An 18,358-nucleotide genomic window follows, 5' to 3' on the forward strand; every position below is an offset into this window, starting at 1 on the left:
TACCACTAGAAGATGAACGCGCCGGCACCCGCCCAATCGAGGGCGAACGACGGGTAGACGCCGAGCACGAGCGTGATCGCCGCACCCAGCGTGATGGCCACCGTGGTGAACGCGCCGGGCACGCTCACCGTGGGGCCGTCGGCCGCGGGCTCGCTGAAGTACATCAGCACGATCACCCGCAGGTAGAAGAACGCCGCCACCGCGCTCGCCACCAGGGCGATCACGACCAGCGGCACCATGTCGGCCTCCACCGCCGCCGCGAACACCACGAACTTGCCGACGAAACCGCTGGTCAGGGGCAGACCGGCGAGCGCGAGCAGCAGGAACGTGAACACGCCCGCCACCACCGGCGACCGCTTGGCCAGACCCGCCCACTGGGACAGGTGGGTGGCCTCGCCGTCGCCGTTGCGCACCAGGCTGACGATGCCGAACGCGGCGATCGTGGTGAAGCCGTAGGCCATCAGGTAGAACATCGTGCCGGACAGGCCCTGGTCGTTCAGCGAGATCGCGCCGATCAGCAGGAAGCCCGCGTGCGCCACGGAGGAGTACGCGATCATCCGCTTCACGTCGGTCTGGGTGAGGCCCAGCACCGCGCCGATCACCATGGACACGATCGCCACGCCCCACAGGACGCCGTTCCACTCCCAGCTCGACCGCTCGAACGCGCCGTAGAGCACGCGCAGGATGCCGCCGAACGCGGCGACCTTCGTGCACGCCGCCATGAACGCCGTCACCGGCGTGGGCGAGCCCTGGTAGACGTCCGGCGTCCAGGCGTGGAACGGGCCGACGGAGGCCTTGAACAGCAGGCCGACGACGAGCAGGCCGAAGCCCGCGTAGAGCAGCGTGTCGGACCGGTCGGTGGCCGTGGTGGCGTTGGCGATGTCGGAGAGCTTCACCGAGCCCGCGAAGCCGTAGAGCAGGGCCACGCCGTACAGGAAGAACGCCGACGCGAACGCGCCGAGCAGGAAGTACTTCACCGCGGCCTCCTGCGAGAGCAGGCGACGACGGCGGGCCAGGCCGCACATCAGGTACAGCGGCAGCGAGAGCACTTCCAGCGCGATGAACATGGTGAGCAGGTCGTTCGCCGCGACGAAGGCCATCATCCCGCCGAGCGCGAACAGCGTCAGCGGGAACACCTCGGTCTGCATCTCCTGCCGGCGCAGCCGCTCGCGCACGCCGACCGCCGCACCCGGCAGGATCGAGGCGTCGGCGACGAACGCGCCGCCCGGCTCGACCGACCGGTCCGCGATGAGCAGCACCGCGCCCAGGCCGAGCAGCAGCAGCGTGCCCCACAGGAAGATCACCGGGCGGTCGACCGCGAGGGCGCCGGCCAGCGTGAGCTTGCCCTGGTCGGGCGTGCCCTCCGCCGACGCGTACAGCGCCAGCCCGGTACCCGCGGCGGCCAGCGTGACCAGGGTCAGCACGACCTGCGCCGCCCACCGCTGGGTCTTGGGCAGGAACGCTTCGAGCAGCACGCTGAGGCAGGCCGCGCCGAGCACGATCAGCAACGGTGCGACGGCCCCGTAGTCGATCTCCGGGACCTGCAGCCGTTCCACGTTCTGCGAGAGGAACGTCGTCACGTCACTTGCCTTCCTGCGCGACCGGGTCGGCCACCCCGACCTCGCTGAGCGTCGCCCCGACGGACGGGGTGATCACGTCCAACACCGGCTTCGGGTAGAAGCCGAGCACCAGGATCAGTGCCACCAGCGGCGCGAGCACGACCAGTTCGCGCTTGTTCAGGTCCGGCACCGCGGCCCGCTCGGGGTCGACCGCCGCACCCGGACCGCCGACCGCGTCGAGCAGCGCCGTGCCGCGCACCGGGCCCTGGAAGACCCGCTGGTACAGCCACAGGACGTACAGCGCGGCCAGGACCATGCCGACGGTGGCCAGGATCGTGTAGACCGGCTGGTTCGGGAAGGAGCCGATGAGCACCAGGAACTCGCTCACGAACGAGTTGGTGCCCGGCAGCGCCAACGACGACAGACCGGCCACGAAGAACAGCCCGCCCAGCACCGGGGTGAGCTTGGCCATGCCGCCGTAGTCCTCGATCAGGCGCGACCCGCCGCGGGCCATGACCATGCCGACGACCAGGAACAGCATGCCGGTCGAGAGGCCGTGGTTGACCATGTACAGCACCGCGCCCGTACCCGCCTGCGAGCTGAACGCGAAGATGCCGAGCGCGATGAAGCCGAAGTGCGCGATCGAGGTGTAGGCCACGAACCGCTTCATGTCGGACTGGCCGACGGCGAGCAGCGAGCCGTACAGGATGCCGACCACGGCCAGGACCAGGACCAGCGGCGCGAGCTCCTTGCTGGCCGCCGGGAACAGCGGCAGGCAGTAGCGCAGGAACCCGAACGTGCCGATCTTGTCCAGCACGCCGACCAGCAGCACGCCCGCGCCGACGGGCGCTTCCGCACCGGCGTCGGGCAGCCAGGTGTGCAGCGGCACCAGCGGCGCCTTGATCGCGAACGCGACGAAGAAGCCGAGGAACAGCCAGATCTGCGTGGACAGCGGCAGGTCGCGCGTGATGGTGACCAGCGTCGCCCAGTCGAACGTGCCGTGCCCGATCTTGTCCGCGCTCACCACGTACAGGCCGATCACCGACGCCAGCATGATCAGGCCGCCGAGCAGCGAGTACAGGAAGAACTTCATCGCCGCGTACTGCCGGTTCGGCCCGCCGAACCGGCCGATCAGGAAGTACATCGGGACCAGCACGGCCTCGAAGAACACGTAGAACAGGAACACGTCGGTGGCCGCGAAGACACCGACCATGCCGGTCTCCATGACCAGCAGCAGCGCGAAGAAGCCGCCGGCGCTGCGACCCTCGGGCAGCTTGTCCGCCCACGAGCCGCCGATGACGATCGGCACCAGGAAGGCGATCAGCGCGATCATCACCAGCGCGATGCCGTCCACGCCGAACGACAGGTGCACGCCGAAGGCCGGGATCCAGTCGGCCGAGCTGGTGAGCTGGAGCCGCTCGCCGCCCGGCTCGAACGCCGTCCACGCCAGCACGGCCAGCAGCAGCTCCACCAGCGAGAACGCCAGCGCGACCGTCTTGGCCAACCGGTCGTTGCCCCGCAGGAACGCCACCACCAGGCCGCCGACGAGCGGCAGCAGGAGCAGCGCGATCAGCGTCCAGCTCACGAGAACCTCACCATCAGCAGCGCACCCAGGACGAAGACCGCACCCAGGAGCATGGAGAGCGCGTACGAGCGCACGAACCCGGTCTGCAACCTGCGCAGCCGGCCCGAGCTACCGCCCAGCAGCGCCGCCGACCCGTTGACCAGGCCGTCGACGCCCTTGTTGTCCACGAACACCAGCGCGCGGGTGAGCCAGGTGCCCGGCCGCGCGAACAGCGCCTCGTTCAGCGCGTTGCCGTACAGGTCGGCGCGCGCGGCGCGGACCGGGAAGGACACCCGCGCCGGCCGTTCCACCGGCTGCGTGCCGCGGCCGAACAGCAGGAACCCGAGCAGCACGCCCAGCGCCGACAGGGCCAGCACCAGGATGTTCACCACGCCGTGGTCCAGCACGCCGTGCTGCTCGTGCAGCTCGCCGAGCGACGGGCTGAGCCAGCCGGCCAGGTTGTGGTCCGACTCGAAGAACCAGCCCGCGCCGACCGACCCGATCGCCAGCACGATCATCGGCACCGTCATCGACAGGCCGGACTCGTGCGGGTGGTAGTCGCGGCCGTCTGCGGACTTGAGGTCCGTCCAGCGCGGCTTGCCCAGGAACACCAGGCACAGCAGGCGGGTCATGTAGAACGCGGTGATGCCCGCGCCCAGCGCCGCGACGCCGCCGAACACCCAGCCGCGCCAGCCCGGCTCGCTGAACGCCGCCGCGATGATGGCGTCCTTGGAGAAGTAGCCGGACAGGAACGGGAAGCCGATCAGCGCCAGGTAGCCCAGCGTCCAGGTGACGAAGGTGATCGGCATCTTCTTCATCAGGCCGCCCATGCGGCGGATGTTCCCCTCGTCGTTCATGCCGTGCATGACCGAACCGGCGCCGAGGAACAGGCCCGCCTTGAAGAAGCCGTGCGTGAGCAGGTGCATGATGCCCAGCGCGTAGCCGACCGGTCCGAGGCCGACCGCCAGGATCATGTAGCCGATCTGGCTGACCGTCGAGTAGGCGAGCACCTTCTTGAAGTCGTCGTAGGCGCAGCCGATGATGCAGCCGATCAGCAGCGTGAAGCCGCCGATGATCATCACGACGAGCCGGCCGTCGGCGCTGAGGTTGTAGATCGGGTTCGACCGGGCGATGAGGTAGACGCCCGCCGTGACCATCGTCGCCGCGTGGATCAGGGCGGAGACCGGCGTCGGACCGGCCATCGCGTCCGGCAACCACGCCTGGAGCGGGAACTGGCCGGACTTGCCGCACGCGCCGAGCAGCAGCAACAACGTGATGGCCAGGACCTCGCCGGAGGACAGCTCGCCCACGCGGGCGAACACCTCGGTGTACTGGGTGGTGCCCAGCGCCCTGAACAGCAGGAAGATCGCGATCGCCAGACCCAGGTCACCGACCCGGTTCATCAGGAACGCCTTCTTCGCGGCCGACGCGGCTTCCGGCTTGTACTGGTACCAGCCGATCAGCAGGTAGGACGCGAGACCGACGCCCTCCCAGCCGAAGTACAGCGTCACGAAGCCGTTGCCGAGGACCAGCAGCAGCATCGCGGCGACGAAGAGGTTCAGGTAGGCGAAGAACTTCCGCCGCCCGGCCTCGTGCGCCATGTAGCCGATCGAGTAGATGTGGATCAGCGACCCGACACCGGTGATCAGCAGCACGAACGTCAGCGACAGCGGGTCGAGGCGCAGCCCGAACTCCACGTTCAGCGCGTTCACCGGCACCCAGTCGAACAGGTGCACCTCGGTGGTGCGGGCCTCCGGCGCCAGCGCGACCGTGTCGAAGAACAGCGCGACACCGTAGGCGAACGCGGCGATCACGGTGGCGCAGCCCAGCAGGTGGCCCCACTTGTCGGTGCGCTTGCCACCCACCAGCAGCACGAGCGCGCCGAAGGCCGGCAGGGCCAGCAGCAACCAGGCGAGGCTGCCGATCCCGCCGGCGGCAGCAACGCCCGATGACCCGCTTGCGGGGTCGAGCATGGACAGAGTCGTCACCGTGGACCCCTCAGTACTTCAGCAGGTTGGAATCGTCGACCGAGGCCGAGCGACGCGTCTTGAAGATCGCCATGATGATCGTCAGACCGACCACGACCTCGGCCGCGGCGACGACCATCACGAAGAACGCCATGACCTGACCGTCCAGCCCGCCGTTGATGCGGGCGAACGTGACCAGGCTCAGGTTCACCGCGTTGAGCATCAGCTCCACGCACATGAACACCACGATGGCGTTGCGCCGCACCAGGACGCCGACCGCGCCGAGGCTGAACAGCAGGGCGGACAGCAGCAGGTAGTACGTAGGGGTCACGACGACTCTCCCTTGAGCGCGCGCGCGTCGGGCTGCTGCCCGGTGCCGGACACCTCCGCGACGTCGTCGTCGAAGGTCTCCTTGGCGGTCGTCTCGATCAGCGCGGACAGCGACTCGGCCGCGACCGAGCCGTCGGGCAGCAGGGCGGGGGTGGCCACCGAGTTGGCGGTGGCGAACACGCCGGGGCCGGGCAGCGAGCCGGGGCGGTCGCCGCGGAAGCGCTCCTCGACCAGCTGGCGCTGCGTCTTCTTGGCGTCCTTGCCGGTGCGCGAGGTGAACGCGAGCACCATGGCGCCGACCGCCGCGGTGATCAGCAGCGCCGAGGTCAGCTCGAACGGGAACAGGTAGTCGGTGAACAGCGCCTCACCGATGTTGGCGACGTTGCCACCGTTCTGCGTGTTCTCCTCGACCAGGCCCACCGGCTGCACGTCGGTCAGCGCGCGGGAGATCGAGGCGACCACGATGCCGGCGAAGCCGACGCCGATGACCGCCGCGGCGAGCCGCTGGCCGCGCAGCACCTCGACCACCGAGTCCGAGCTGTCCCGGCCGACCAGCATCAGCACGAACAGGAACAGCATCATGATCGCGCCGGTGTAGACGATGATCTGCACGAAGCCGAGGAACGGCGCCTGCTGGACCATGTACAGCACGCCGAGGCTGAGCATGGTGAGCACCAGCCACAGCGCGGAGTGCACGGCGTTGCGGGCGAACAGCATGCCCAGCGCGCCGGCGAGGGCGAGCGGGCCGAGGATCCAGAACGCGACGGCCTCGCCCGTGGTCACGGTGTCGACCACGCGCTGGACCTCGTCGGGCTGCTGCGCCAGGAGGAGGAGAGTCATTGACCGGCTCCCTGTGCCTGGTCCTGTCGGGAAGCGAGCGTCGGGCCGTTCACGTAGTAGTCCTGCTCGTTCTCGCCCAACCGCATCGGGTGGGGCGGCTGCTCCATGCCGGACAGCAGGGGCGCGAGCAGGTCCTCCTTCGTGAAGATCAGCTTCTGCCGGTTGTCGTCGGCCAGCTCGTACTCGTTGGTCATGGTGAGCGACCGGGTCGGGCACGCCTCGATGCACAGGCCGCAGCCGATGCACCGCAGGTAGTTGATCTGGTAGTCCTTGCCGAAGCGCTCACCCGGGGAGTAGCGCTCGTCCTCGGTGTTGTCGCCGCCCTCGACGAAGATCGCGTCCGCCGGGCAGGCCCACGCGCACAGCTCGCAGCCCACGCACTTCTCCAGCCCGTCCGGGTGCCGGTTGAGCTGGTGGCGGCCGTGGAACCGCGGCGCGGTGACCTTCTTGACCTCGGGGTACTCCTCGGTGACGACCTTCTTGAACATCGTGCCGAAGGTGACGCCGAAGCCCTTGACGGGATCAAACACGCCCATCGCTGGCCTCCTTGTGTGAAGCTGCGGGTACCGCTGCCGGTTCCTGCGTCTGGTGGTCGGCGCCGGGCAGTTCCGCGACCTGCACCTGGCGGCGCGGGGGCGACTTGGGCACCTTGAGGTCGAGCGGCGGCACGGGGAAGCCGCCACCGGTGACCGGCACGGCGTCGGGGTCGTGCGGCTCGCGCTTGTCCGGCAGCAGGAACGCGATCAGCAGCACCACCACGAGGAACGCGCCGATCACGATCAGCGCGGTGCTGGTGTCCAGGCCGCTGGAGGACTCCCACTCCTGGCGCAGGTAGCGGGCGAACGCCACCGCGACGAACCAGACCAGCGCGACCGGGACCAGGAACTTCCAGCCCAGCCGCATGAACTGGTCGTAGCGCAGGCGGGGCAGCGTGCCGCGCAGCCAGATGAACAGGAACAGGAACCCGAGCGTCTTGACCACGAACCAGAGCAGGCCGAACCAGCCGCTGTTGAGCACGTGGTCGTCACCGACGAACGGGAACCGCCAGCCGCCCAGGAACAGCGTGGTGGCCAGCGCGGAGACGGTCACCATGTTGACGTACTCGGCGAGGAAGAACAGCGCGAACTTCAGCGAGCTGTACTCGGTGTGGAAGCCGCCGACCAGCTCCGACTCGGCCTCGGGGAGGTCGAACGGCGCCCGGTTGGTCTCACCGACCATGGAGGTGACGTAGATGAGGAAGCTGACCGGCAGCAGGTAGAAGTACCAGCCGCCGCTCTGCGAGTCGACGATGTCCGAGGTGGACAGCGAGTGCGAGTGCATGACGACCGCGACGATCGACAGGCCCATCGCGATCTCGTAGGAGATCACCTGCGCGGCCGAGCGCAGCGCGCCCAGCAGCGGGTACGGCGAGCCGGACGCCCAGCCCGACAGCACGATGCCGTAGACGCCGAGCGAGGAGCAGGCCAGCACGACCAGCACGCCGACCGGCAGGTCGACCAGCTGGAGCGCGGTGCGCTCACCGAAGATCGAGACCTCGCCGCCCAGCGGGATCACCGAGAAGGCGACGAACGCGGGGATGCAGGAGATCACCGGGGCCAGGAAGAACACCCACTTGTCCGCCAGGACCGGGCGGATGTCCTCCTTGAACGCGAGCTTCAGGCCGTCCGCGAGCGACTGGAGCCACCCGTTCGGGCCCACCCGGTTGGGGCCGGGGCGCTGCTGCATCCGGGCCACGACCTTGCGCTCCCAGTTGATCATGAACAGGGTCATGACCACCAGGAACGCGAAGATGCCGACGACCTTGACGATGACCAGCCAGAGCGGATCGTCGGCGAGGAGTTGTGCCGTGCTCATGCCATGCCTCCAGCGGGCGACGTGATCTGCTCGGCGGAGCCCGTGACGATCGGGGAGACGGCCACCACCGAGCCGTGGCCGGCGACGAGGTTGCGCCGCACCGAGACCGCGCCCGAGTTGCCGGGCAGCCACACGACGCCGTCGGGCAGGTCGGCCGCCTCGACCGGCAGCACCACCTCACCCCGGTCCGTGGAGACGGTGATCTCGCCGCCGAACTGCACACCGAGGTGCGCGGCGGTGGCCGGCGACAGCTTGGCCACCACGGCCCGCGCAGTGCCCGCCAGGTTCGGCTCGTCGTCCTGCAACGAGCCGTTGTCCAGCAGGCGGCGCCAGGTCGCGAGGACGGCCTGGCCCTCCCTGGGCTGGGTGAGCAGCGGCGCCGGGACGGTCGGCGCGGCGGCCGTCACCGCACCCGCGCCGAGGCGGGCCAGGTCCGCCGCGGCGGCGGCCGGGGTCTGCGTGAACAGGTCCGCGTCCATCTCCACGGCCAGCGTGTCCAGCACCCGGCCGTCGGGCAGCGCGCCGGTGCCCTCCAGCGTCGTGGCGAACGGGCGGGCGCGGCCCTCCCAGTTCAGGTACGTGCCGGACTTCTCCACCGCGGGCGCGACCGGGAGCACCACGTCGGCGTGCGCGGTGACCGCGCTGTGCCGCAGCTCCAGGCTGACCACGAAACCGGCGAACTCCAGCGCCCGCTCGGCCAGCGCCGGGTCCGGCAGGTCGAACGGGTCGACGCCGCCGACCACCAGCGCGTCCAGCGCACCGCTCGCGGCGGCGGTCAGGATGCCCGTGGTGTCGCGACCGGCCGTCGCGGGCAGCGCGCCCGCCTCCAGGCCCCAGGTCTGCTCGACCGCGGCACGCCCCGCCTCGTCGCTCACCAGGCGACCGCCCGGCAGCAACGTCGGCAGCAGGCCGGCTTCGAGCGCACCGCGCTCACCGGCGCGGCGCGGGATCCAGGCGACCCTCGCGCCGGTCCGCTCGGCCAGCGCGGCGACCGCGGAGTACAGGCCGGGCACCTCGGCGGCGCGCTCACCGACCAGGATCACCGCACCCGGCTTCGCCAGGTCCTCGACCACGTCGGCGGCGTGCTCGGGCAGCGCGTTGAGCGCCGACGGCTCCTGGCCGGGCACGCACGCGAGCAGCACACCGCTGGTCTTCTCCACCGCGGGCGTCGTGAACTGGCCCAGGTGGTAGACCTTCGTCCGGTTCTTGCGGGCCGCCTTGCGCAGCCGCAGGAACACGATCGGGGACTCCTCCTCCGGCTCGAACGCCACCAGCAGCGCGGCCGGCGCGGACTCGATGCCGGCGTAGGTGACGCCGCCGTTGTCCGGGTTCGTGCCGAGGACCGCGCTGGTCAGGAACTCCAGCTCCTCGGCCGAGTGGGCGCGGGCGCGGAAGTCGACGTCGTTGGTGCGCAGCGCGATCCGGGCGAACTTCGAGTACGCGTAGGCGTCCTCGACCGTCAGCCTGCCGCCGGCCAGCACGCCGACACCCTTGCCGTCACGCGCCTTCGCCAGGCCCTCGGCCGCGTACTGCAGCGCCTCGGTCCAGGACGACTCGCGCAGCTCGCCGGTGGCGCGGTCGCGGACCAGCGGGCGGCGGATGCGGTCGGCGGCGGTGGCGTAGGTGAACGCGAAGCGGCCCTTGTCGCAGGTCCACTCCTCGTTGACCTGCGGCTCGTCGCCCGCGAGCCGGCGCTGCACCTTGCCGCGCCGCCAGTCGGTGCGGGTCGAGCAGCCGGACGCGCAGTGCTCGCACACGCCGGGCGTGGAGACCAGGTCGAACGGCCGGGCCCGGAACCGGTACGCGGCGCTGGTCAGCGCGCCCACCGGGCAGATCTGGATGGTGTTGCCGGAGAAGTAGGACTGGAACGGCTTCTGCTCGGCCACACCGATCTGCTGCTGCGAGCCGCGTTCCAGCAGCTCGATGAACGGGTCGCCCGCGATCTGCGCGGAGAACCGCGTGCAGCGCTGGCACAGCACGCACCGCTCGCGGTCCAGCAGCACCTGGGTGGAGATCGGGATCGGCTTCGGGAACGTCCGCTTGTGCTCGTGGAACCGGGAGTCCGCGCGGCCGTGCGCCAGCGCCTGGTTCTGCAACGGGCACTCGCCGCCCTTATCGCAGATCGGGCAGTCCAGCGGGTGGTTGATGAGCAGCAGCTCCATCACGCCCGCCTGCGCCTTGTCCGCCACCGGCGAGGTCAGCTGGGTCTTGACCACCATGCCGTCGGCGACGGTCATGGTGCAGGAGGCCTGCGGCTTCGGCATCGGCCGCCCGCCCATCTCCACCTCGACCAGGCACTGCCGGCAGGCGCCCGCGGGCTCCAGCAGCGGGTGGTCGCAGAAGCGGGGCACGACGATGCCCAGCCGCTCCGCGGTGCGGATCAGCAGCTCGCCCTTGGGCGCGACGACCTCCAAGCCGTCGATGACGAGCTTCACGTGGCCCTCGGGGACCACGAGCTCGGTCTTCTGTTCAGGGGCGATGGTCATGCGTTAGCACCTGCCAGGACCTGGGAGTTCTGGTCGCACAGAGCCAGGAACTCGTGCTTGAAGTACTTGATGCCGCTGGTGATCGGGCTGACCGCGCCGTCACCCAGGGCGCAGAACGAGCGGCCCAGGATGTTGTCGCAGACGTCCAGCAGCGTGTCGATGTCACTGGCCGTGCCCTCGCCGCGCACCATCCGCTGCAGGATCTGCACGAGCCAGTAGGTGCCCTCGCGGCACGGCGTGCACTTGCCGCACGACTCGTGCTTGTAGAACTCGGTCCACTTCATGACCGCCCACGGCACGGACACCGTCTCGTTGAAGATCTGCAGCGCGGTGGTGCCCAGCATCGAGCCCGCCTCGGCCGCGCCCTCGAAGTCGAGCGGCACGTCGAGGTGCTCGGCGGTGAACAGCGGGGTGGACGAGCCGCCCGGCGTCCAGAACTTGAGCGGGATGCCGTCCTTCATGCCGCCCGCCAGGTCCAGCAGCTCCCGCAGCGTGACGCCCATCGGGGCCTCGTACTGGCCGGGGCGCTCGACGTGGCCGGACAGGGAGAAGATCTTCGGGCCCGGCGACCGCTCGCGGCCCATGGTGCGGAACCAGTCCGCGCCGCCGTTGACGATGTAGGGCACGCTGGCGATCGTCTCGACGTTGTTCACCACGGTGGGCGAGGCGTACAGGCCCGCGGTCGCCGGGAACGGCGGCTTGAGCCGGGGCTGGCCGCGCTTGCCCTCCAGCGAGTCGAGCAGCGCCGTCTCCTCGCCGCAGATGTAGGCGCCCGCGCCCGCGTGCACGACCACGTCGAGGTCGAAGCCCGAGCCGAGGATGTCCTTGCCCAGGTAACCGGCCTCGTAGGCCTCGCGCACCGCCGCGTGCAGCCGGCGGATCACGTGCAGCACCTCGCCGCGCACGTAGATCGCGGCGAAGTTCGCCCGGATCGCGTACGAGGTGATGATGATGCCCTCGATCAGCGAGTGCGGGTCCGCCATCATCAGCGGGATGTCCTTGCAGGTGCCCGGCTCGCCCTCGTCGGCGTTGATGACGAGGTAGTGCGGCTTGCCGTCGTTCTGCGGGATGAAGCCCCACTTCATGCCGGTGGGGAAGCCCGCGCCGCCGCGACCGCGCAGCCCGGAGTCCTTGCACTGCTGGATCAGCTGGTCCGGGTGGGCCGTGAGCGCCTTGCGCAGCGCCGTGTACCCCTCCAGCTGCTCGTAGGTTTTCAGCGTCCAGGAGCGCGGCGACAGCCAGCGCTTGGTCAGGACTGGAGTCAGGGGTGCCGACGTGCTTTTCCCAGCGGAGGCACCATTAGATACGCCGACCATGTCCGCTCGCCTTCCCTACTTCTTCTCCGGCAGGGGCGGGAACTCCGCGTTGTCCGGCATGGCCGGCGCGGTCCAGCCGCGTTCCGCGGCGATCGCGGCCCCGCGCACCGTCTCCGGGGCGGCCGACGGGCCGTCCAGGTCCGCGTCCCGACCCTCGAAGAACCCGGCCAGCTGGAGCTCGGCCTGGCGGAAGTCGGTCAACGGGGCGCCGCGCGTCGGGTGGGGCTTCTCCCCCGCCTGCAAGGACTTCACCAGCTCCAGCGCGCCGTCCGGCGTCTGGTTGTCGAAGTACTCGTAGTTGACCTGCAGCACCGGGCCGAGGTCGCAGGCCGCCAGGCACTCGGCGTGCTCCAGCGTGATCGAGCCCGGCGTGCCCGGCTCGCCCGCGGTCTCCTCGTGGCCGACGCCCAGGTGGTCCTTGATCGTGGCGTAGATCGCGTCACCGCCGAGCGCGGCGCACAGCGTGTTCGTGCAGACGCTCACCAGGTGCTCGCCGCACGGGCGGCGCTTGTACATGGTGTAGAACGTCGCGACCGCGCTGACCTCGGCGTTGGTCAGGTCGAGCTGGTCGGCGCAGAACGTGATGCCCGCCTGGCTGACGTGCCCCTCGACCGACTGCACCAGGTGCAGCATCGGCAGCAGCGCGGACCGCGCGACCGGGTAGCGCGTGATGATCGCCCGCGCCTTGTCCACGATCGACTGGTCGAACACGCCCGTGTCGACCGTGTTCTCGTTCACCAGCCGCTGCGTCTGGACGGGGTCCAGCGGCGAGGCCGCGTAGACCTCTTCGGAAGTGCTCATCGGTCACAACCACCCATCACCGGGTCGATAGAGGCCACCGACGCGATGACGTCGGCGACCATGCCGCCCTCGCACATCGCGGGCATCGACTGCAGGTTCACGAAGCTGGGATCGCGCACGTGGACGCGCATCGGCCGGGTGCCGCCGTCGGACACGACGTGGTAGCCCAGCTCGCCGCGCGGCGACTCGATCGGCACGTACACCTGACCGGCGGGCACGGCGAAGCCCTCGGTCACCAGCTTGAAGTGGTGGATCAGGGACTCCATGGACTGGCCCATGATCTTGCGGACGTGCTCCAGCGAGTTGCCCATGCCGTCCGAGCCGATGGTCAGCTGGGCGGGCCAGGCGATCTTGGCGTCCTCGACCATGACCGGGCCGGGCGTCAGGTTGTCCACGGCCTGCCGGACGATCCGCAGCGACTGGTGCATCTCCTCCAGCCGCAGCAGGTACCGGGCGTAGGAGTCGCCGGCGTTCGACGTGGGCACGTCGAACTCGTAGTTCTCGTAACCGCTGTAGGGCTCGACCTTGCGCAGGTCCCACGGCAGGCCAGCGGACCGCAGGATCGGGCCGGTGATGCCCAGCGCGAGGCACGCGTCCACCGGCAGGTAGCCGACGCCCGCGAGGCGGTTGCGCCAGATCGGCTGGCCGGACAGCAGCTTGTCGTAGTCGGGCAGCCGGGAGTCCATCACCTTGATGAAGTCCTTGATCCGCTGCTCCGCGCCCTCGGGCAGGTCCTGCGCGAGGCCGCCGGGCCGGATGAAGGCGTGGTTCATCCGCAGGCCGGTCAGGAACTCCAGCAGGTGCAGGACCTCTTCGCGCTCGCGGAAGCCCGCGGTCATGCCGGTCAGCGCGCCGAGCTCCATGCCGCCGGTGGCCAGCGCCACCAGGTGCGAGCTGATCCGGTTGAGCTCCATGAGCAGCACGCGGATCGTCTGCGCCCGCTGCGGGACGGTGACGCCGAGCAGCTTCTCCACGGCGAGGCAGTACGCGGCCTCGTTGTGCAGCGGCGCCAGGTAGTCCATGCGCGTCACGAACGTGACGCCCTGCGTCCAGTTGCGGTACTCGACGTTCTTCTCGATGCCGGTGTGCAGGTAGCCGATGACGCTGCGCGCCTGGGTGACCGTCTCGCCCTCCAGCTCCAGCACCAGGCGCAGCACGCCGTGGGTGGAGGGGTGCTGCGGACCCAGGTTCATGACGATGCGCTCGTCGCCCGCCGCCTCGGCCAGCACCTCGTCCCAGTCGCCGCCGGTCACCGTGTAGACGGTGCCCTCGGTCGTCTCGCGCGATCCCGCGTAGGCGTCGGGGTTCGACGTCGTGCGGTTCGCCTCGTGGGAGTCGCTGTCGCGGCCGGTGGCAGCGGTGTCGGTGCCGGTGGTCACGTCGGAAAGTCGCTCGGTCATGAGTAGGACCGCCTCTGGTCTGGCGGGGGGATCTCCGCGCCCTTGTACTCCACCGGGATGCCGCCGAGCGGGTAGTCCTTGCGCTGCGGGTGGCCGTCCCAGTCGTCCGGCATGAGGATCCGGGTGAGCCCCGGGTGGCCGTCGTAGACGATGCCGAACATGTCCCAGGCCTCGCGCTCCTGCCAGTCCGCGGTCGGGTAGACCGAGACCACGCTGGGGATGTGCGCGTCGTCCACGTCGACCGCGACCTCCAGCCGGATGCGCCGGCGGTAGGTCATCGACGTCAGGTGGTAGACGGAGTGCAGCCGCTGGGGCGCGGCGGGACCGTAGTCCACACCGGACACCGAGCTGCACAGCTCGAACCGCAGCGCCGGGTCGTCGCGCAGGATGCGCGCCACCTCGACCAGGTGCTCCCGGCGCAGGAAGAAGGTGATCTCGCCGCGGTCGACGGTGATCTGCTGGACCGTGTCGGCGGGCAGGCCCTTCTCCCGCATCGCGGCCAGCAGCTCGTCCGCGACCTCGTCGAACCAGCCGCCGTAGGGCCGCTCGGACGGCGCGGCGACGTGGGCGGGCAGCCGGAGGCCGCCGAAGCCGGAGGTGTCGCCGCTGCCGGAGATGTTGAACATGCCCTGCCGGGCCCGGCCCGCGACCAGGCCGCCGCGCTCGAGGTGCTCCTCGTGCTCGGCCTCGCTCATGCTCGACGAGCTGAGCGCCTCGTCGTTGCCCGGGGTGCCGGCGCCCGGGGTCTTCACGACCTCGTCCTTGGCGTTGTTGTCGTCAGCCATTGCCGCTCACTTCTTCGCAAAGCGCTGGGAGGACGGGATCAGGTCCGTGTGGTGGCCCTGCTCGGCCAGCAGCGCGGCCCGGTTCGCCCCGAGCGGTTCGTCCATGATCTTCGCGTGGATCTTGAGGATCGCGTCGATCAGCATCTCCGGCCGCGGCGGGCAGCCGGGCAGGTACATGTCGACCGGCACGACGTGGTCCACGCCCTGCACGACCGCGTAGTTGTTGAACATGCCGCCGCTCGACGCGCAGACGCCCATGGCCAGCACCCAGCGCGGCTCGGGCATCTGGTCGTAGATCTGCCGCAGCACCGGCGCCATCTTGTTGGTCACCCGGCCGGCGACGATCATCAGGTCGGCCTGGCGGGGCGAGGCGCGGAAGACCTCCATGCCGAACCGCGCGAGGTCGTAGCGCGGGCCGCCGGTGGTCATCATCTCGATGGCGCAGCAGGCCAGGCCGAACGTGGCCGGCCACAGCGAGGACTTGCGGGTCCAGTTGACCAGCTTCTCGACGCTGGCCAGCAGGATGCCGTTCGGGAGCTTCTCTTCGAGACCCACTTCGACCTTCCCCCTCTAGTTCCAGTCGAGGCCACCGCGACGCCACACGTAGGCGTACGCGAAGCCGACCGTCGCGACGAACAGGGCGATCTCCACCAGGCCGAACAGGCCGAGCCGGTCCGCGGAGACCGCGAAGGGGTAGAGGAACACCATTTCGATGTCGAACAGGATGAAGAGCATCGCCGTCAGGTAGTAGGCGACCGGCATGCGGCCACCGCCGACCACCGGCTGCGGCGACGGCTCGATGCCGCACTCGTAGGCGTCGAGCTTCGCGCGGTTGTACCGGCGGGGTCCGATGTACGGCGCGGCCGTCACCGAGAACAGCGCGAAGGCCGCGGCGAGGGCGAACATCAATACGAGGGGGAGGTAAGGGTCCAGCACTCTCCGTCGTCCTTTCCTCGCTGTCGCGGTGGTGGTGCACCGCCGACCGTTGCGCACCCTAAAGGGTGTTCTTGCGGCCTCCGGAGGTTAGGCGCACCTAACAATCCGCAGGTCGCTTGTGAAACACTTCACAAGGCATCCCAGCCGGTTGTGAACTGATTCACAAGACCTGAGGGTCAGTGTAGAACGTCACACAGAGGCGTGACGGGCACCCCCTACATGTGCGCTGACCTGCACTTTCACGGTCTAGATCAACAGTTGGAAGACACGTCCGTGAACGGGACCACACGCAAAACGAAACAGCACCGTCCCGGAGGACGGTGCTGCGACGTTGAGGGGAACGGGATTAGGCCGTTGGGGCGAGCTTTGTGGCGGCGGTGATGATGCGGTCGAACGAGTCGCCGTCCTTGGGGTCGTAAAGGCCCGCCAGCAGCTTCAGCACCAGCTTCATCAGGGTCTTGCGCGGCAGCCCGTACTTGGTCGCGGTGCGCATGACGGTGGGGTTGCCGATGAGCTTGCTGAAGACGTTGCCGAGCCGGTAGTAGCTGCCCAGGGCCTGTTCGATGCGCACCGGGTAGCCCTGGAGCGCGCGTTCACGGCTCGCGCCCTGCCGGGCCAGCGCCTGCACCACGCTCTCGGCGGCGATCCGCGCCGACTCCATGGCGTAACCGATGCCCTCGCCGTTGAACGGGTTGACCATGCCGCCCGCGTCGCCCACGAGCAGCAAGCCGTCGCGGTAGTGCGGCTTGCGGTTCAGGCCCATCGGCAGGGCCGCGCCGCCGATCTTGCCGGTGGCGTTCTCCTCGCGGAAACCCCACTCCTCCGGGGTGCCGTCGAGCCAGCTCTTGAGCAGCGCGCGGTAGTCCGTGGTGCCGTAGGCCTTGGAGGTGCTGAGGATGCCGAGGCCGACGTTCACGGTTCCGTCGCCCATGCCGAAGATCCAGCCGTAGCCGGGCAGCAGCACGTCGTTGGCGCGGTCCCACAGCTCCAGGTGCGACTCCAGGTAGTCGTCCTTGGTGCGGGGGCTGGCGTAGTAGCGGCGGACCGCGACGCCCATCGGCTTGGCGTCGTCCTTCTGGATGCCGACGCTCAGCGCCAGGCGCGCGCTGACGCCGTCGCAGGCCAGCACCAGCGGGGCCTTGAAGGTGACCGGGGTCTTGTCCGGGCCCTGCTTGGCCGTGACGCCGACGACCCGGCCGTTCTCCACGACCGCGCCGGTGACGGTGGTCTGCTCGTGCAGCCGGGCGCCCGCCGCGACCGCGGTCTTGGCCAGCATCTCGTCGAAGTCCTGCCGGGGCCGGACCACGCCGTAGGGCGGGAACGTGGCCAGCTCGGGCCAGTCGAGCTCCAGCGTGACGCCGCCGCCGACCACCCGCAGGCCCCGGTTGTGCAGCCAGCCGGCTTCCTCGCGGGTGTCGACGCCCAGGTCGATCAGCTGCTTGACCCCGCGCGGGGTCAGGCCGTCGCCGCACACCTTCTCCCGGGGGAAGGTGCTCTTCTCCAGCAGCACCACGTCCAGGCCCGCGCGTGCCAGGTAGGTGGCCGCGGTGGAGCCCGCGGGCCCCGCACCGACCACGATCACCTCGGCGTCCTCGCCTGCCTTGCGGCGGCTGGGAGTCGTCATCCCCGCTCCTTGTGCCCGTGTTCACAAAGTCCGAGGCGAGTCTACTTGCGGGTTGCTGAGGGCCCGCGCCGCCGCTACGCGGGCTTGGTGCCGCGGTGCAGCGCGACCATGCCGCCGGTGAGGTTCATCCAGGCGACGTCCTCCCAGCCGGCGCGGGCGATGATCTCCCCGAGCGCGCGCTGGTCGGGCCACGTCCGCATGGACTCCGCGAGGTACTGGTAGGCGTCCGGGTTGGACGACACGAACTTGGCGACGAACGGCAGCACGCGCAGCAGGTGGCGCATGTAGACGAAGCGGAACGGGCGGAACGTGGGCGTGGACACCTCGCACACGACGAGCCGTCCGCCGGGCCTCACCACGCGGGCCATCTCGCGCAGCGCGGCCTCGGTGTCGTTGAAGTTGCGCAGTCCGAACGACACGGTGACCGCGTCGAAGGAGTCGTCGGCGAAGGGCAGCCGCAGGGCGTCGGCGGCGACCTTGGGCACCGGTCGGTGCGCGCCGCCCTGGAGCATCCCGAGCGAGAAGTCGGCCGCCACGCACCAGGCCCCGGAGGCCGCGTACTCGACCGTCGACACCGCCGTGCCGGCCGCGAGGTCGAGCACCTTCTCGCCCGACTTGGCGTCGAGCACCCGCCTGCTCCACTCCCGCCAGCGCCGGTCGAACCCCAGGGTCATGACCGAGTTCGTGCGGTCGTAGCCCTTGGCCACGCCGTCGAACATCTCCGCGACCTCGCGGGGGTTCTTGTCCAGACCTGCACGCGACATGCGCGCAGCCTAACTCCCACCCGCCGACCCCTCATCCCGTGCGCCCCCACCCCCACCCCACCGGCGAGAGTCCTACCTCCAGGCCGCGAGAGTCCTACGTCCACGACACCGAGTTCAACGCTCGCGGCTAAC

At 70.0% G+C, this 18,358-nt stretch carries 16 protein-coding genes; all 16 read right to left on the reverse strand.

All coding sequences use genetic code 11. The annotated features are described in order from the left end of the window. Positions 1-5 precede the first annotated feature (5 nt). A complete protein-coding gene (nuoN, locus tag AB0G02_RS07105) occupies positions 6-1,580 on the reverse strand; it encodes an NADH-quinone oxidoreductase subunit NuoN (protein WP_360790598.1) in 1,575 nt (524 codons plus the stop codon). 1 nt (position 1,581) lies between these two features. Continuing rightward, the gene (locus AB0G02_RS07110) at positions 1,582-3,144 is read right to left on the reverse strand and encodes an NADH-quinone oxidoreductase subunit M (RefSeq protein WP_360790601.1); all 1,563 of its coding nucleotides are present in this window, start codon (positions 3,142-3,144) and stop codon (positions 1,582-1,584) included. Continuing rightward, positions 3,141-5,048, reverse strand: coding sequence for an NADH-quinone oxidoreductase subunit L (gene nuoL / locus AB0G02_RS07115; protein ID WP_360790632.1), 1,908 nt, complete (start codon positions 5,046-5,048; stop codon positions 3,141-3,143). The genes AB0G02_RS07110 and nuoL overlap by 4 nt, the downstream gene beginning before the upstream one ends. Before the next feature lie 73 nt (positions 5,049-5,121). Continuing rightward, positions 5,122-5,421 (reverse strand): NADH-quinone oxidoreductase subunit NuoK, encoded by a 300-nt coding sequence (gene nuoK / locus AB0G02_RS07120; RefSeq protein WP_053715303.1) that lies wholly within the window; start codon positions 5,419-5,421, stop codon positions 5,122-5,124. Then, the gene (locus AB0G02_RS07125) at positions 5,418-6,260 is read right to left on the reverse strand and encodes an NADH-quinone oxidoreductase subunit J (RefSeq protein ID WP_360790604.1); all 843 of its coding nucleotides are present in this window, start codon (positions 6,258-6,260) and stop codon (positions 5,418-5,420) included. The genes nuoK and AB0G02_RS07125 overlap by 4 nt, the downstream gene beginning before the upstream one ends. Continuing rightward, positions 6,257-6,796, reverse strand: a complete 540-nt coding sequence (nuoI, locus tag AB0G02_RS07130) for an NADH-quinone oxidoreductase subunit NuoI (protein ID WP_360790607.1) — start codon at positions 6,794-6,796, stop codon at positions 6,257-6,259. The genes AB0G02_RS07125 and nuoI overlap by 4 nt, the downstream gene beginning before the upstream one ends. Continuing rightward, the gene (gene nuoH, locus AB0G02_RS07135) at positions 6,783-8,114 is read right to left on the reverse strand and encodes an NADH-quinone oxidoreductase subunit NuoH (protein ID WP_360790610.1); all 1,332 of its coding nucleotides are present in this window, start codon (positions 8,112-8,114) and stop codon (positions 6,783-6,785) included. The genes nuoI and nuoH overlap by 14 nt, the downstream gene beginning before the upstream one ends. Next, positions 8,111-10,600, reverse strand: coding sequence for an NADH-quinone oxidoreductase subunit G (locus AB0G02_RS07140; RefSeq protein WP_360790613.1), 2,490 nt, complete (start codon positions 10,598-10,600; stop codon positions 8,111-8,113). The genes nuoH and AB0G02_RS07140 overlap by 4 nt, the downstream gene beginning before the upstream one ends. Next, on the reverse strand, positions 10,597-11,916 hold the full coding sequence (gene nuoF / locus AB0G02_RS07145) for an NADH-quinone oxidoreductase subunit NuoF (protein ID WP_360790616.1): 1,320 nt from the start codon (positions 11,914-11,916) through the stop codon (positions 10,597-10,599). The genes AB0G02_RS07140 and nuoF overlap by 4 nt, the downstream gene beginning before the upstream one ends. 15 nt (positions 11,917-11,931) lie before the next feature. After that, complete coding sequence (gene nuoE / locus AB0G02_RS07150; RefSeq protein ID WP_360790619.1) at positions 11,932-12,717, reverse strand: NADH-quinone oxidoreductase subunit NuoE; 786 nt, start codon at positions 12,715-12,717, stop codon at positions 11,932-11,934. Beyond that, positions 12,714-14,117 carry an NADH-quinone oxidoreductase subunit D gene (locus AB0G02_RS07155; protein WP_360790622.1) on the reverse strand — a complete coding sequence of 468 codons (1,404 nt, stop codon included), beginning with the start codon at positions 14,115-14,117 and terminating at the stop codon, positions 12,714-12,716. Before AB0G02_RS07155 ends, nuoE begins: the two co-directional genes overlap by 4 nt. Further along, entirely contained in the window at positions 14,114-14,812 is a 699-nt protein-coding gene (locus tag AB0G02_RS07160) for an NADH-quinone oxidoreductase subunit C (protein ID WP_360790634.1), read from the reverse strand. The genes AB0G02_RS07155 and AB0G02_RS07160 overlap by 4 nt, the downstream gene beginning before the upstream one ends. 96 nt (positions 14,813-14,908) lie before the next feature. Then, positions 14,909-15,457 carry an NADH-quinone oxidoreductase subunit B family protein gene (locus AB0G02_RS07165; RefSeq protein WP_360790624.1) on the reverse strand — a complete coding sequence of 183 codons (549 nt, stop codon included), beginning with the start codon at positions 15,455-15,457 and terminating at the stop codon, positions 14,909-14,911. Between the two features lie 15 nt (positions 15,458-15,472). After that, complete coding sequence (locus AB0G02_RS07170; RefSeq protein ID WP_033428518.1) at positions 15,473-15,838, reverse strand: NADH-quinone oxidoreductase subunit A; 366 nt, start codon at positions 15,836-15,838, stop codon at positions 15,473-15,475. Between the two features lie 346 nt (positions 15,839-16,184). Then, complete coding sequence (locus AB0G02_RS07175; RefSeq protein ID WP_360790627.1) at positions 16,185-17,462, reverse strand: geranylgeranyl reductase family protein; 1,278 nt, start codon at positions 17,460-17,462, stop codon at positions 16,185-16,187. A gap of 74 nt (positions 17,463-17,536) precedes the next feature. Continuing rightward, positions 17,537-18,226, reverse strand: coding sequence for a demethylmenaquinone methyltransferase (locus tag AB0G02_RS07180; protein WP_360790629.1), 690 nt, complete (start codon positions 18,224-18,226; stop codon positions 17,537-17,539). Between the last annotated feature and the right edge of the window lie 132 nt (positions 18,227-18,358).

It is taken from the genome of Actinosynnema sp. NPDC023658 (genome assembly GCF_040639995.1).
Lineage (GTDB): Bacteria > Actinomycetota > Actinomycetes > Mycobacteriales > Pseudonocardiaceae > Actinosynnema.

What these genes read in the sequence shown, in the direction of transcription:
- AB0G02_RS07180 (WP_360790629.1), bottom strand. Translation starts at nt 18,226, where the DNA reads ATGTCGCGTGCAGGTCTGGACAAGAACCCCCGCGAGGTCGCGGAGATG.
- nuoH (WP_360790610.1), bottom strand. Translation starts at nt 8,114, where the DNA reads ATGAGCACGGCACAACTCCTCGCCGACGATCCGCTCTGGCTGGTCATC.
- AB0G02_RS07175 (WP_360790627.1), bottom strand. Translation starts at nt 17,462, where the DNA reads ATGACGACTCCCAGCCGCCGCAAGGCAGGCGAGGACGCCGAGGTGATC.
- nuoI (WP_360790607.1), bottom strand. Translation starts at nt 6,796, where the DNA reads ATGGGCGTGTTTGATCCCGTCAAGGGCTTCGGCGTCACCTTCGGCACG.
- nuoF (WP_360790616.1), bottom strand. Translation starts at nt 11,916, where the DNA reads ATGGTCGGCGTATCTAATGGTGCCTCCGCTGGGAAAAGCACGTCGGCA.
- AB0G02_RS07140 (WP_360790613.1), bottom strand. Translation starts at nt 10,600, where the DNA reads ATGACCATCGCCCCTGAACAGAAGACCGAGCTCGTGGTCCCCGAGGGC.
- AB0G02_RS07155 (WP_360790622.1), bottom strand. Translation starts at nt 14,117, where the DNA reads ATGACCGAGCGACTTTCCGACGTGACCACCGGCACCGACACCGCTGCC.
- nuoE (WP_360790619.1), bottom strand. Translation starts at nt 12,717, where the DNA reads ATGAGCACTTCCGAAGAGGTCTACGCGGCCTCGCCGCTGGACCCCGTC.
- AB0G02_RS07125 (WP_360790604.1), bottom strand. Translation starts at nt 6,260, where the DNA reads ATGACTCTCCTCCTCCTGGCGCAGCAGCCCGACGAGGTCCAGCGCGTG.
- AB0G02_RS07160 (WP_360790634.1), bottom strand. Translation starts at nt 14,812, where the DNA reads ATGAGCGAGGCCGAGCACGAGGAGCACCTCGAGCGCGGCGGCCTGGTC.